A 12942-nucleotide genomic window follows, 5' to 3' on the forward strand; every position below is an offset into this window, starting at 1 on the left:
GACGAGCTTGCGGCGGCCCCCCCACCTGGAGAGCCCGCCCCCGCCGGCGTTGGGGGGGGGGGGGGGCCCCCCGCCCCCCCCCCCCCCCCCGCTTCACTGTCCCGCCCGGGGGCCGTCCGCTACTGGGCGCCGGGGCGCACCAGACCGCTCTCGTACGCGTAGACAGCCGCCTGCACCCGGTCGCGCAGACCCAGCTTGGTCAGCACATGACCGACATGCGTCTTCACCGTCGTCTCGCTCACGAAGAGATCCGCGGCGATCTCCGCGTTCGACAGACCGCGGGCCACGAGCTTGAGGACCTCCACCTCGCGGTCGGTCAGCGTGTGCAGCGTGTCCGGAACCGGCTCCTCGCCGGACGGCAGATGGCCCGCGTACTTGTCGAGCAGCCGGCGTGTGATGCTCGGCGCGAGCATCGCCTCCCCGGCCGCGACCACCCGGATCGCCTGGACCAGCTCGTCCGCGGGCGCGTCCTTCAGCAGAAAGCCGCTCGCCCCCGCCCGCAGGGCCTCCACCACGTACTCGTCGAGATCGAAGGTCGTCAGCACCAGGACCTTCGCCGGACCGTCCCGTCCGGGACCGGTGATCTGGCGGGTCGCTTCAACCCCGTCCATCCGGGGCATCCGGATGTCCATGAGCACCACATCGGGCTGGAGCGCCCGTACCTGGTCGAGCGCCTGGAGACCGTCCCCGGCCTCACCGACGACCGCGATTTCCTGCTCCGCCTCCAGAATCATCCGGAAACCGGTGCGCAGCAGGGGCTGGTCGTCGACCAGCAGAACGCGGATGGCCACGGGGAACTCCTCACACTTGGTCGGGCACCATTCTGCCCTGACCCTCCGGAGCGGGGCCGACCGCCTCCGCGGCGGCTCCCGCGGGCTCCGGCCGGGGGACCGCGGGCACCGGCTCCGGACCGGCCGGCGCGGGCACCGACCCGGCCGGGGGAACACTCAGCGGATACACCGGGGGAGTGCCGCCGAACTCGGGACACACCGCCTGGTGGTCGCACCAGCCGCACAGCTTCGTGGGCCGGGGGCGCCACTCGCCCGACTCCGTCGCCGCCCGGATCGCCTCCCAGAGCGCGAGCAGCTTCCGCTCCACCCGCTCCAGATCCGCCGGGACCGGGTCGTACGTCAGCACATCGCCGCTGCCCAGATAGACCAGCTGGAGCCGGCGCGGCACCACGGCCTTCAGCCGCCAGATCACCAGGGCGTAGAACTTCATCTGGAACAGCGCGCCCTCGCTGTACTCCGGACGCGGGGCCTTGCCGGTCTTGTAGTCGACGATCCGCACCTCGCCCGTCGGCGCCACATCGACCCGGTCGATCACTCCGCGCAGCCGCAGCCCCGAATCCAGCTCGGCCTCGACGAACATCTCCCGCTCCGCCGGCTCCAGGCGCGTCGGGTCCTCCAGCGAGAACCAGCGCTCCACCAGCCCCTCGGCCTCGCCCAGCCAGCGCGCCAGCCGCTCGCCGCCCTCCTCGCCCGCGAACAGCCCGGCCAGCTCCGGCCGGTCCGCGAGCAGCCGGTCCCACTCTCCCGGGACCAGCGATTTGGCGCGCGGCGCCGTGCGCTCGGCCGCCGGGGTGTCGAAGAGCCGCTCCAGCACCGCGTGCACCAGGGTGCCCCGGGTGGCCGCCTCGCTCGGCTTCTCCGGCAGCCGGTCGATCACCCGGAACCGGTACAGCAGCGGGCACTGCATGAAATCGCTCGCCCGCGAGGGCGACAGCGACATGGGGGGCCGACCGGGCACCGACGCCTGACTTGTCCTCATGACCCAGACCCTACGGCCCGCCACTGACAGCGAGCGCAATACCATCGACGTCAGAGGCCGGTACACCGCATGATCGAAGCAGCGGAGCCACTCCGGCACCGAGACGAAGGGAACCCGTGAACGAGGACGACACGCGAGGCGAGCGCAAGCGGGCGCACACCGACGCCCAGGGGAAGGACCCCCGGGGCAGCGACCGCAAGGGCAAGCCGAAGCGCTCCGACGGCCCGGGCGGCGGAATCCTCATGGGCCGCCCCTTCGGCGTGCCCGTCTATGTCGCCCCCAGCTGGTTCCTCGTCGCCGCCCTGATCACCTGGGTCTTCGGCGGCCAGCTCGACCGGGTCCTGCCCGAGCTGGGCGGCGCCCGCTATCTCGTCTCCCTCTTCTTCGCCGTCGCCTTCTACGCCTCGGTGCTCGTCCACGAGCTGGCCCACACCGTCGCCGCGCTCCGCTTCAAGCTTCCCGTGCGGCGCATCCAGCTCCAGTTCTTCGGCGGCGTCTCCGAGATCGAGAAGGAGACCGAGACCCCGGGCCGGGAGTTCGTCCTGGCCTTCGTCGGCCCGCTGCTCTCCCTGGTCCTCGCCGGGGTCTTCTACCTCGGCATGCAGACCGTGGAGGCCGGCACCGTCCCCGGTGTCCTCCTCGCCGGCCTGATGATCTCCAACCTCATCGTCGCCGCCTTCAACCTCCTCCCCGGCCTGCCGCTCGACGGCGGGCGCATGCTCCGTGCCGTCGTCTGGAAGATCACCGGCAAACCCATGAGCGGCACCATCGCCGCCGCCTGGGTCGGCCGCGCCCTGGCCGTCGCCGTCCTCATCGGCCTGCCGCTGCTCACCCACACCGGCGCCCTCGGCAGCCCCGCCCAGGACATCGGCGGCATGGAGACCGTCACCGACGCGCTGCTCGCCGCGATCCTGGCCGCCATCATCTGGACCGGCGCGGGCAACAGCCTGCGGGTGGCCCGGCTGCGCGAGCACCTCCCCGAGCTGGAGGCCCGCACCCTCACCCGGCGCGCCGTCCCCGTCGAATCCGCCACACCGCTCTCCGAGGCTCTCCGCCGCGCCAACGAGGCGGGGGCCCGTGCCCTGGTGGTCGTCGACGGGCAGGGCGAGCCGACCGGCCTGGTCCGCGAGACCTCCATCGTGGGCGTGCCCGAGCACCGCCGTCCCTGGGTCGCTGTCAGCGGACTGGCCCAGGACCTCACCGACAGCATGCGGCTCCCCGCCGATCTGGCCGGGGAGGCCCTCCTGGACCGGCTGCGGGCCACCCCGGCCACCGAGTACCTCGTGGTCGAGGAGACCGGCGAGATCTACGGCGTACTCTCCACCGCCGATGTCGAGCGGGCCTTCGTCGCGGCGATGGCCCGGCCCCACTCCCCGGGCGGCTGAGAGCCCCGGGCCCGCCCCCTCCGCCCTCCGGGCCCGCGCACCCGGCCCCGCCCTCCCGGCCGCCCCGTCCCGGCCGCCCCGGCACGGGAGCCGCGCGCCGGGGCGGCCGGGCCGGACAGCGGGCCTCCGCGCCGCCGCGGCAGCCCGCGCGGCGTCCGCTCCGGGGCCGGTCGCCGGGCCCCGCGGGTCCCGCCCCCGCTCGCCCAGGTGCTCAGCCCCTCCCCGGGCCCGGTACGCTGGTCACATGTCCGAACCGACCGGTGCCGCCCGCCGTCGCGGGCCCTTCAAGGTCGGGGACCAGGTCCAGCTCACCGATCCCAAGGGACGCCACTACACGTTCACGCTCGAAGCCGGGAAGAATTTCCACACCCACAAAGGGTCCTTCCCGCACGACGAGCTGATCGGTGCTCCCGAGGGCAGTGTTGTCCGAACCACGGGAAACGTCGCCTACCTCGCGCTGCGCCCCCTGCTCCCCGACTATGTCCTGTCCATGCCCCGCGGCGCCGCCGTGGTCTACCCCAAGGACGCGGGGCAGATCCTGGCCTTCGCCGACATCTTCGCCGGCGCCCGCGTCGTCGAGGCGGGTGTGGGTTCGGGCTCTCTCAGCGCCTTTCTGCTGCGCGCCATCGGCGACCACGGAATGCTGCACTCCTACGAGCGGCGCGCGGACTTCGCCGAGATCGCCCAGCAGAACGTGGAGCGCTACTTCGGCGGTCCGCACCCCGCCTGGCAGCTCACCGTCGGCGATCTCCAGGACAACCTCAGCGACGCCGATGTCGACCGGGTGGTCCTCGACATGCTCGCCCCGTGGGAGTGCCTGGACGCCGTCTCCAAGGCGCTGGTGCCCGGCGGCATCCTCTGCTGCTACGTCGCGACCACCACCCAGCTCGCGCGCACCGTCGAGTCCATCCGCGAGATCGGCTGCTTCGCCGAGCCGCAGCCCTGGGAGTCGATGGTCCGCAACTGGCACGTCGAGGGCCTGGCCGTCCGCCCCGATCACCGCATGATCGGGCACACCGGCTTCCTGGTCACCGCCCGGCGGCTCGCCGACGGTGTCGAGCCCCCGATGCGCCGCCGCCGCCCCGCCAAGGGCGCCTACGGGGACGATTACGAGGGCCCCAACAAGGGCTGATCCCCTCCCTTCCCGGGAGACCTTCCGGTCCTTCGACCGAACAACGTGACACCGCCGCCGCGGAGTTCCCGCCGTACCGCACTTCGCGAACGGGAACTCCGCGGCGGCGTCGTGCTGTTCGCCCCCGGGACAGTTACCGAACCCTGACAACCCTGCCGTGTCCGGGCCCTGTGACCTGTGGCACGATGCAAACCTCCCTCCCGACGCCGCTCAGCCGGCTCCGCCTTCACAGGAGACTTCACGCGTGCAGACCTCCGCGCTCCCGGACCTCGCGCACACCAGGACCCGCCCGGTGCACTGGCTCGCCACCGCCGCCGCGATGGCCGCCGTCGTCGCGTTCGCGGGCCTCGTCCAGCCCGGCGCCGCCACCGCCTCCCACGCCGGGGAGGGGCCCACCACCCGCTCCGGCCCCGGGCCGGCGGACACCGCCGCACCCGCCCCCGACCCCGACCGGGTCACCCTCGGGCCGGAGTGCGGCCGGGCCGCCGCCGTGGTGGTGAAAGAGGCCACCGGGGATCTCGACGGCGACGGCCGGCCCGAGACCGTCGTCGCGGCACGCTGTGACGCGGGCGGCGGCAATCCGCCCAGCGGGATCTATGTGCTCGCCGCCGACCGGAAGGGCGCTCCGCGCGTGGTCGCCACCCTGCTCGACCCCGCCGAGCGGCAGAGCGTGGGGGAGCTGGCGGTACGGGACGGCGCGGTCGCGGCGACCCTGTTCGGCTACTCCTCGCCGGATGTGCCGAGCTGCTGTCCCGATGTGCGGGACAAGGCCGAATGGCGGTGGAAGGGCGGCAAGTTCCTCCGTACCGCGCAGAGCGAGCCACGGGCCCTGTGACCGCCGGGCGGAGCGGAGCCCCCGCCGGGCGGTGCGGCGGCACGGCCTTCTGACGGGAGGCCCCGGGCCCTTTCGGGGCCGGGGCGCGGCACGGCCGGGAGGGTTCGCGGGGGACGGTGGCCGGCGGACACGGCTGCCGGCGGGGCCGGCGGACAGCGGAACCGGAGGCGCGGCACCCGGTGCCCTCGCGCCCCGCGTCCCGTGGCCGGACGGCTACTCGGCGTCCGGTCCGTAGACCTCCACCCTGTCCGAAACCCGACGTACGTGGATGCAGTCACCGGGGCACTCCTTGGCGGAGTCCACCACGTCCCGCAGCAGCGGCAGCGGAACCGGAGTGGAAGCCCCCGGATTCTGCAGCAGCTCGTCGTCGGAGCTCTTGACATAGGCCAGACCGTCGATGTCCAGCTCGAACACTTCCGGGGCGTACTGAGCACAGATCCCGTCCCCGGTGCAGAGGTCCTGGTCGATCCAGACCTCCAGGGCCTCTGCGGCGCCATCGGACGGGGCCTCGTGCTGCACGGTCATGTCTCCTGCCGTTTCCTGCGTCGGGTCGAGCGTTCAGCCAAGGGATGTGAGGCAAGTCGCGCCAGCCCTGACGGGTGTTGAACACTTCGACCATACAACCGCCCGCTTTCCGATGTTGATGGGTGGGTATTCCCCTGGCACGAGGGAGAGCGCAAGGGTGAAGATCGGACACGCCCCTACCGTCTTTGTGATCTAGGGGTTTCAATCACCACCCACCCAGGTAGGGTCAGGAAGCGTCCAGCTCCCCTTGGAGGAGGTGAGGACCGTGGCAGCCCACGACGACGACATCAACCGCGGCATCCGGCCGGGGCGGGGGTCTGAAGACCCAGCCGGCCAGGTCGCCTATCTTGAGCAGGAAATCGCCGTCCTGCGCCGCAAGCTCGCCGACTCTCCGCGTCACACGAGGATTCTCGAAGAGCGGATCGTCGAACTGCAGACCAATCTGGCCGGCGTGTCCGCACAGAACGAGCGGCTCGCCAACACACTCCGTGAGGCCCGCGACCAGATCGTGGCCCTCAAGGAGGAGGTCGACCGGCTCGCACAGCCACCGGCCGGCTTCGGAGTTTTTCTTCAGGCGAACGAGGACGGCACGTGTGACATCTTCACCGGGGGCCGCAAGCTCCGGGTGAACGTCAGCCCCGGGGTCGAGCTCGACGAGCTCCGGCGCGGCCAGGAAGTCATGCTCAATGAGGCGCTCAACGTGGTCGAGGCCATGGCGTACGAGCGCGCCGGCGACATCGTCACCCTCAAGGAGATCCTGGAGGACGGCGAGCGCGCCCTGGTCATCGGCCACACCGACGAGGAGCGGGTGGTGCGGCTCGCGGAGCCGCTGCTGGACATCACCATCCGCCCCGGCGACGCCCTGCTGCTCGAACCCCGCTCCGGCTATGTCTACGAAGTGGTCCCCAAGAGCGAGGTCGAGGAGCTCGTCCTCGAAGAGGTCCCCGACGTCGACTACAACAAGATCGGCGGCCTGGGCAATCAGATCGAGCTGATCCGCGACGCGGTCGAGCTCCCCTATCTGTACCCGGACCTCTTCAAGGAGCACGAACTGCGACCGCCGAAGGGCATCCTGCTCTACGGCCCGCCCGGCTGCGGCAAGACGCTCATCGCCAAGGCCGTCGCCAACTCCCTTGCGAAGAAGGTCGCCGAAGTCACCGGCCAGCCGGCCGGAAAGAGCTACTTCCTCAACATCAAGGGACCCGAGCTCCTCAACAAGTACGTCGGCGAGACCGAGCGCCACATCCGGCTCGTCTTCCAGCGGGCCCGTGAGAAGGCCAGCGAGGGCACCCCCGTCATCGTCTTCTTCGACGAGATGGAGTCCCTCTTCCGCACCCGCGGGTCCGGTGTCAGCTCCGATGTGGAGAACACCATCGTCCCCCAGCTCCTCGCCGAGATCGACGGCGTCGAGGGCCTGGAGAACGTGATCGTGATCGGCGCGTCCAACCGCGAGGACATGATCGACCCCGCGATCCTGCGCCCCGGCCGCCTCGATGTGAAGATCAAGATCGAGCGCCCGGACGCGGAGGCGGCGAAGGACATCTTCGCCAAGTACCTGACCGCCTCGCTCCCGCTGCACTCCGACGACCTCTCCGAGCACAACGGCTCCAAGGAAGCCGCCGCTCACGCGATGATCCAGTCGGTCGTGGAGCAGATGTACGCGGAGTCCGAGGAGAACCGCTTCCTGGAGGTCACCTACGCCAACGGTGACAAGGAAGTCCTCTACTTCAAGGACTTCAACTCCGGAGCGATGATCCAGAACATCGTGGACCGGGCCAAGAAGATGGCGATCAAGGCCTTCCTCGACCACAACCAGAAGGGTCTGCGCGTCTCCCATCTCCTCCAGGCGTGCGTGGACGAGTTCAAGGAGAACGAGGACCTGCCCAACACCACCAACCCGGACGACTGGGCCCGCATCTCCGGCAAGAAGGGCGAGCGGATCGTCTTCATCCGCACCCTCGTCACCGGAAAGCAGGGCGCCGACACCGGTCGCTCCATCGACACGGTGGCGAACACCGGACAGTACCTGTAGAGGGCACCGGCTGCGGGTGCCCGGCCGGGCACCCGCAGCCGGCTGCTTTCCCCGCCGCGCGCCCGTGCCGGACCCACCCGACCGCATGAGCCACACCGCAGCAAAGAGTCAATCGATCTCCCCAGCGGCGCGGAGGCGTTCTAGGCTCTTCGGTACCGCCGGGTCGCGCAGCGCGGGACGGGCACCGCATGCGCACCGGAGCACCCCGCGGTACTTGAGCGCCGCCCCCGGACGGGAGCGTCGCAGGGCAAGGAGGGCCGCATGACCGTACGGCGAGTAATGGGAATCGAGACGGAGTACGGCATCTCCGTCCCGGGTCATCCCAACGCCAATGCCATGCTCACCTCATCCCAGATCGTCAACGCCTACGCGGCGGCGATGCACCGGGCGCGCCGCGCCCGCTGGGACTTCGAGGAGGAGAATCCGCTGCGGGACGCCCGCGGCTTCGACCTCGCCCGCGAGGCCGCCGACTCCAGCCAGCTCACGGACGAGGACATCGGCCTGGCCAATGTGATCCTCACCAATGGGGCCCGGCTCTACGTCGACCACGCGCACCCCGAGTACAGCTCTCCCGAGATCACCAACCCCCGTGACGCCGTCCTGTGGGACAAGGCCGGCGAACGGATCATGGCCGAGGCCGCCGAGCGGGCGGCCCAGCTCCCCGGCGCCCAGCCGATCCATCTCTACAAGAACAACACCGACAACAAGGGCGCGTCCTACGGGACCCATGAGAACTATCTGATGAAGCGGGAGACCCCGTTCTCGGACATCGTGCGCCATCTGACGCCGTTCTTCGTCTCCCGGCAGGTGGTCACCGGCGCCGGGCGGGTCGGCATCGGGCAGGACGGCCATGAGCACGGCTTCCAGATCAGCCAGCGGGCGGACTACTTCGAGGTCGAGGTGGGCCTGGAGACCACCCTCAAGCGCCCCATCATCAACACCCGCGACGAGCCCCACTCCGACGCCGAGAAGTACCGCCGGCTCCATGTGATCATCGGCGACGCCAATCTCTCGGAGATCTCCACCTATCTCAAGCTGGGCACCACCGCCCTGGTGCTCTCCATGATCGAGGACGGCTTCATCGCCGTCGATCTCGCCGTCGACCAGCCCGTGCGCACGCTCCACCAGGTCTCCCACGACCCCGGTCTGCGCCGGCTGGTCACGCTGCGCAGCGGCCGGACACTCACCGCGGTGCAGCTGCAGATGGAGTACTACGAGCTGGCCAGGAAGTATGTCGAGGAGCGCTTCGGGGCGGACGCCGACGAGCAGACCCGGGATGTGCTGAGCCGCTGGGAGGACACGCTCAACCGGCTGGAGAACGATCCGATGAGCCTGGCGGGCGAGCTGGACTGGATCGCGAAGAAGGAGCTGATGGAGGGGTACCGCCGCCGGGACGACCTGGACTGGGACGCCGCCCGGCTGCATCTGGTGGACCTCCAGTACGCGGACGTACGGCCCGAGAAGGGCCTCTACAACCGGCTGGCGGCCCGCGGCCGGATGAAACGGCTGCTCGACGAGGAGGAGGTCGTCCGGGCGCGCACCAAGCCGCCCGAGGACACCCGGGCCTACTTCCGGGGCCGCTGTCTGGAGCAGTACGCGGACGATGTGGCGGCGGCCTCCTGGGACTCGGTGATCTTCGATCTGCCGGGCCGTGACTCGCTCCAGCGGGTCCCGACCCTGGAGCCGCTGCGCGGCACCCGTAACCACGTCAAGGAGCTGCTGGACCGCTGCAGGACGGCGGAGGACCTGGTCCGGGTGCTGTCCGGGGGCTGAAAGGTCCCGGTCACGGGGCTAAAAGGTCCTGGTTCGGGAATCATCACCGGGAATCGTGGGGATGGTCTCCGGACGTTGGGAAAAGTGCGGGGCCGATGTCGGACCGGGCTTGTAGGGTCTGATCTTGACAGGAACGAACTCACGTCAGGGCAAACCGAGCGGGGTGAGGGACATGGCGACCAAGGACACCGGCGGCGGGCAGCAGAAGGCCACGCGTTCCACGGAGGAGGTCGAGGAGCAGGCGCAGGACGCGCAGGTCTCCGAGGATCTCAAGGAGCGCCAGGAGAAGCTCTCGGACGATGTCGACTCCGTCCTGGACGAGATCGACGACGTCCTGGAGGAGAACGCGGAGGACTTTGTGCGCTCCTTCGTTCAGAAGGGTGGACAGTAGTCCACGTGGGTGAACGCCGCGGCAGTCCCGCGGCTCTCGCCGCACCTATGGATCACTGCCGCGAGACGGGTAAGGTCCGTGGCGTACTGTGCTTCAACTGCGATGAGGCCATCGGCGCGTTGGGAGACGATCCCGGCGCCGTCCGGCGGGCTGCCGCCAACGTGGAAGGAAACTCGTGGAAGCCAACACTCGTGGCACCGGGCGTCTGCCAGCCGCCTTCCTGACGCCCGGCTCGTCCTCCTTCATGGACTTCCTGGGGAACCACTCCCCGGAGCTGCTGCCGGGGAAGCGCTCCCTCCCGCCCGTGCAGGGCGCCTTCGAGGCGCCGCACGGCACGACCATCGTCGCCACGACCTTCCCCGGCGGTGTGGTGCTCGCGGGCGACCGCCGCGCGACCATGGGGAACATGATCGCCCAGCGCGATATCGAGAAGGTCTTCCCGGCCGATGAGTACTCGGCCGTGGGCATCGCGGGCACCGCGGGGCTCGCGGTGGAGATGGTCAAGCTCTTCCAGCTGGAGCTGGAGCACTTCGAGAAGGTCGAAGGCGCGCAGCTCTCGCTGGAGGGCAAGGCGAACCGGCTCTCGACCATGATCCGGGGCAACCTGGGCATGGCCATGCAGGGTCTCGCGGTCGTTCCGCTCTTCGCGGGGTACGACGTGGACCGGGGCCGGGGCCGGATCTTCTCGTACGACGTGACCGGGGGCCGCTCCGAGGAGCTGGGCTTCGCGTCCACCGGCTCGGGGTCGATCTTCGCGCGGGGCTCGATGAAGAAGCTCTACCGCGACGATCTGACGGAGGAGCAGGCCACCACACTGGTGGTGCAGGCGCTGTACGACGCGGCGGACGACGACTCGGCGACCGGCGGCCCCGATGTGGCCCGGCGGATCTACCCGATCGTCACGGTGATCACCGAGGAGGGATTCCGCCGGCTCACCGACGACGAGTCCTCGGAGATCGCCCGGTCGATTCTGGAGCGCCGGCTGGAGCAGCCGGACGGACCGCGCGCCGCACTGCTCTGAATGCATCCCCAGTCATCGCGGGGCCCCATGCCACTGACAGAAAGGGACGGATAACCGGTGACGACGCCGTTCTATGTCTCGCCCGCACAGGCCATGCAGGACCGGGCGGAATACGCCCGGAAGGGCATCGCCCGTGGCCGCAGCCTGGTTGTGCTGCAATACGCCGACGGCATTGTCTTCGTCGGTGAGAACCCGTCCCGCGCGCTGCACAAGTTCAGCGAGATCTATGACCGGATCGGCTTCGCCGCCGCCGGTAAATACAACGAGTACGAGAATCTCCGTATCGGCGGAGTCCGCTACGCCGATCTGCGCGGATACACCTATGACCGCGACGATGTGACCGCCCGTGGTCTGGCGAATGTCTACGCCCAGACCCTGGGCACCATTTTCTCCAGTTCGGCCGAGAAGCCGTACGAGGTGGAGCTGGTGGTCGCGGAGGTCGGACCGACCCCCGACGGCGATCAGATCTACCGGCTGCCGCATGACGGATCGATCGTGGACGAGCACGGATCGGTCGCGGTCGGTGGCAACGCCGAGCAGATCAGCGCGTTTCTCGATCAGCGCCACCGGGACGGTATGTCGCTGGCGGAGGCGCTGAAGCTGGCCGTCCAGGCGCTGTCCAACCAGACCAATGGCACGGACCGGGAGATTCCGGCCGAGCGGCTGGAGGTGGCGGTGCTGGACCGGACCCGGCCGCAGAAGCGCAAGTTCCGCCGCATCGTGGGGCGGCAGCTGGCGAGGCTGCTGGAGGCGGACGGGGCGGCGTCGGCGCCGACGGACGCTCCGTCGGACACGGACGAGTAGTTCGCGGTGGAGACGGGGCCCCGGGCCGCCTGATGAGGGTGGTCCGGGGCGCCGTGCGTTTCCGGCGCGGCCTGGGGCCGGAGGGCCGGGCCGGCCCGGGGCGCCCGCACCGCCGCGGGGTGGGTCTCTCCGGTCGGCGGCCGGCCCCCGTACCCCCGCTCCGCCACCCCCGGACGCCGCGGGGGCTTGATTCCGCTGCCCTTGGTTCCGTGGCCGGTCCCTGGTCAGGGGAGGGACCAGTGGTGGTGGCCCGAGGGGGTTCGGGTGAGCCAGGTGCCGTCGAGCAGCGGGGTGACCCAGCCGACGGGGGCCGGATAGCGGATGCGGCCCAGCGGCTGGAGCGTCCGGGCGTCGCAGAGCCAGTGGCGGGTGACCGCGGGGCGGCCCGGAGGGTGGATTCGGCCGGTGACCAGAAGGTGGTCGCCGTCCAGGAGGAACGCCCCGTCGAACTCGTCGTCCGCGCGGTCCCCGGTGATCCGGCTCAGGTCGTAGAGCGCCAGCGGCTCATCGGTGGCCACATCGTGGGACGCGAGTTCATTGCGGTCGTCGTTGGCGGCGATCCCCTCGGCACGGCGGAGGGTGAGCGGTCGCGGCGGATCGCCCACCGGGCCCGGGAGGAAGTCGATGATCTCCCGCATGGTGGTGCCGCCCCTGATGTGGAGCCCGTCGCGGCGCGGCTCGATCCACCAGCTGGACCAGCTGTACCAGGTGGTCCAGCTGGAGAGGGCGAGCAGTTCCCCGTCCGGATGCCAGCGCTGGGTGGCGACGGACGAGGTCCTGCCGATGGGCCGGCGGGCCCGGATGCGCCCGGTGTCGGTGTCGAGCAGCAGCAGGGTGTCGTGGGTGTAGCGCTCCCGGCCCCCGTCCTCCATGCCCCCGGCGAGGGCCGGCACCAGGGCGCTCACCACGGCACCGCCGGGGTGCGGGGCGGGCGGCCCCGGCGGGCGCGGGTCGTGGTGGGGGCCGTGCCAGGGAGCGTGTGGCAGCTCCCAGCGGGTGGCTCCCGCCGCCGTCACCCGGCGGATTCCGGCCGCCTCGCAGATGATCGCGCCGTCGTCGAGCGCGGCGGCGGTGGAGCGGGCCGGCAGGGCCAGGGTGTGTACGGGGGTGAGGGCGCCGGACAGAAAGGTCTTGGCGTCGTGGATCTCCAGCAGCCGGTCGTCCGTGACGGCCAGCCGCCCCTCGGCGAGCGGGGTCACCGAACCGGATGCGCGGACCGTCCCGACCAGAGCAGCGTCGATCGGGGTCTCCGCCGTACTCGTCATGATCGGGAT

General features: G+C 70.7%; 13 protein-coding genes. 9 read left to right on the top strand and 4 right to left on the bottom strand.

Translation table 11 applies throughout. The annotated features are described in order from the left end of the window. Positions 1 to 119 precede the first annotated feature (119 nt). Together ABT122_RS22465 and ABT122_RS22470 are read right to left on the bottom strand one after the other, a co-directional pair. On the bottom strand, positions 120 to 791 hold the full coding sequence (locus tag ABT122_RS22465) for a response regulator (protein WP_351555001.1): 672 nt from the start codon (positions 789 to 791) through the stop codon (positions 120 to 122). Between the two features lie 10 nt (positions 792 to 801). Next, the gene (locus ABT122_RS22470; protein WP_351555004.1) at positions 802 to 1770 is read right to left on the bottom strand and encodes a RecB family exonuclease; all 969 of its coding nucleotides are present in this window, start codon (positions 1768 to 1770) and stop codon (positions 802 to 804) included. Between the two features lie 116 nt (positions 1771 to 1886). On the opposite strand from ABT122_RS22470, the gene ABT122_RS22475 reads away from it, so the two are divergent. From ABT122_RS22475 to ABT122_RS22485, 3 genes are all read left to right on the top strand, one after another. Beyond that, complete coding sequence (locus ABT122_RS22475) at positions 1887 to 3155, top strand: site-2 protease family protein (protein ID WP_351555007.1); 1269 nt, start codon at positions 1887 to 1889, stop codon at positions 3153 to 3155. Positions 3156 to 3399: 244 nt separating this feature from the next. Continuing rightward, positions 3400 to 4287, top strand: a complete 888-nt coding sequence (locus tag ABT122_RS22480) for a tRNA (adenine-N1)-methyltransferase (RefSeq protein ID WP_351555010.1) — start codon at positions 3400 to 3402, stop codon at positions 4285 to 4287. 244 nt (positions 4288 to 4531) lie between these two features. Beyond that, positions 4532 to 5122 carry a hypothetical protein gene (locus ABT122_RS22485; RefSeq protein WP_351555013.1) on the top strand — a complete coding sequence of 197 codons (591 nt, stop codon included), beginning with the start codon at positions 4532 to 4534 and terminating at the stop codon, positions 5120 to 5122. Positions 5123 to 5335: 213 nt separating this feature from the next. Here ABT122_RS22485 and ABT122_RS22490 read toward each other — a convergent pair whose 3' ends face one another. Then, positions 5336 to 5647, bottom strand: a complete 312-nt coding sequence (locus tag ABT122_RS22490; RefSeq protein ID WP_351555016.1) for a ferredoxin — start codon at positions 5645 to 5647, stop codon at positions 5336 to 5338. A 265-nt stretch (positions 5648 to 5912) separates the two neighbouring features. Here ABT122_RS22490 and arc point away from each other — a divergent pair, with 265 nt between their 5' ends. From arc to prcA, 6 genes are all read left to right on the top strand, one after another. Beyond that, positions 5913 to 7679, top strand: a complete 1767-nt coding sequence (gene arc, locus ABT122_RS22495) for a proteasome ATPase (RefSeq protein ID WP_351555019.1) — start codon at positions 5913 to 5915, stop codon at positions 7677 to 7679. 261 nt (positions 7680 to 7940) lie between these two features. Next, positions 7941 to 9452 carry a depupylase/deamidase Dop gene (gene dop, locus ABT122_RS22500; RefSeq protein ID WP_351555022.1) on the top strand — a complete coding sequence of 504 codons (1512 nt, stop codon included), beginning with the start codon at positions 7941 to 7943 and terminating at the stop codon, positions 9450 to 9452. A gap of 172 nt (positions 9453 to 9624) precedes the next feature. Continuing rightward, positions 9625 to 9843 (top strand): ubiquitin-like protein Pup, encoded by a 219-nt coding sequence (locus ABT122_RS22505; protein WP_086569168.1) that lies wholly within the window; start codon positions 9625 to 9627, stop codon positions 9841 to 9843. Positions 9844 to 9848: 5 nt separating this feature from the next. Beyond that, positions 9849 to 10067 (top strand): endonuclease domain-containing protein, encoded by a 219-nt coding sequence (locus tag ABT122_RS22510; RefSeq protein WP_451066922.1) that lies wholly within the window; start codon positions 9849 to 9851, stop codon positions 10065 to 10067. Beyond that, positions 10019 to 10864 (top strand): proteasome subunit beta, encoded by an 846-nt coding sequence (gene prcB, locus ABT122_RS22515; RefSeq protein ID WP_351555026.1) that lies wholly within the window; start codon positions 10019 to 10021, stop codon positions 10862 to 10864. Before ABT122_RS22510 ends, prcB begins: the two co-directional genes overlap by 49 nt. Before the next feature lie 57 nt (positions 10865 to 10921). Further along, positions 10922 to 11668: a proteasome subunit alpha gene (prcA, locus tag ABT122_RS22520; RefSeq protein ID WP_351555029.1), complete on the top strand. Its 747-nt coding sequence runs from the start codon at positions 10922 to 10924 to the stop codon at positions 11666 to 11668. Between the two features lie 224 nt (positions 11669 to 11892). Here prcA and ABT122_RS22525 read toward each other — a convergent pair whose 3' ends face one another. Next, positions 11893 to 12933, bottom strand: coding sequence for a hypothetical protein (locus tag ABT122_RS22525; protein WP_351555032.1), 1041 nt, complete (start codon positions 12931 to 12933; stop codon positions 11893 to 11895). Between the last annotated feature and the right edge of the window lie 9 nt (positions 12934 to 12942).

This window comes from Streptomyces sp. NPDC001985 (assembly GCF_040296845.1).
GTDB lineage: Bacteria > Actinomycetota > Actinomycetes > Streptomycetales > Streptomycetaceae > Streptomyces.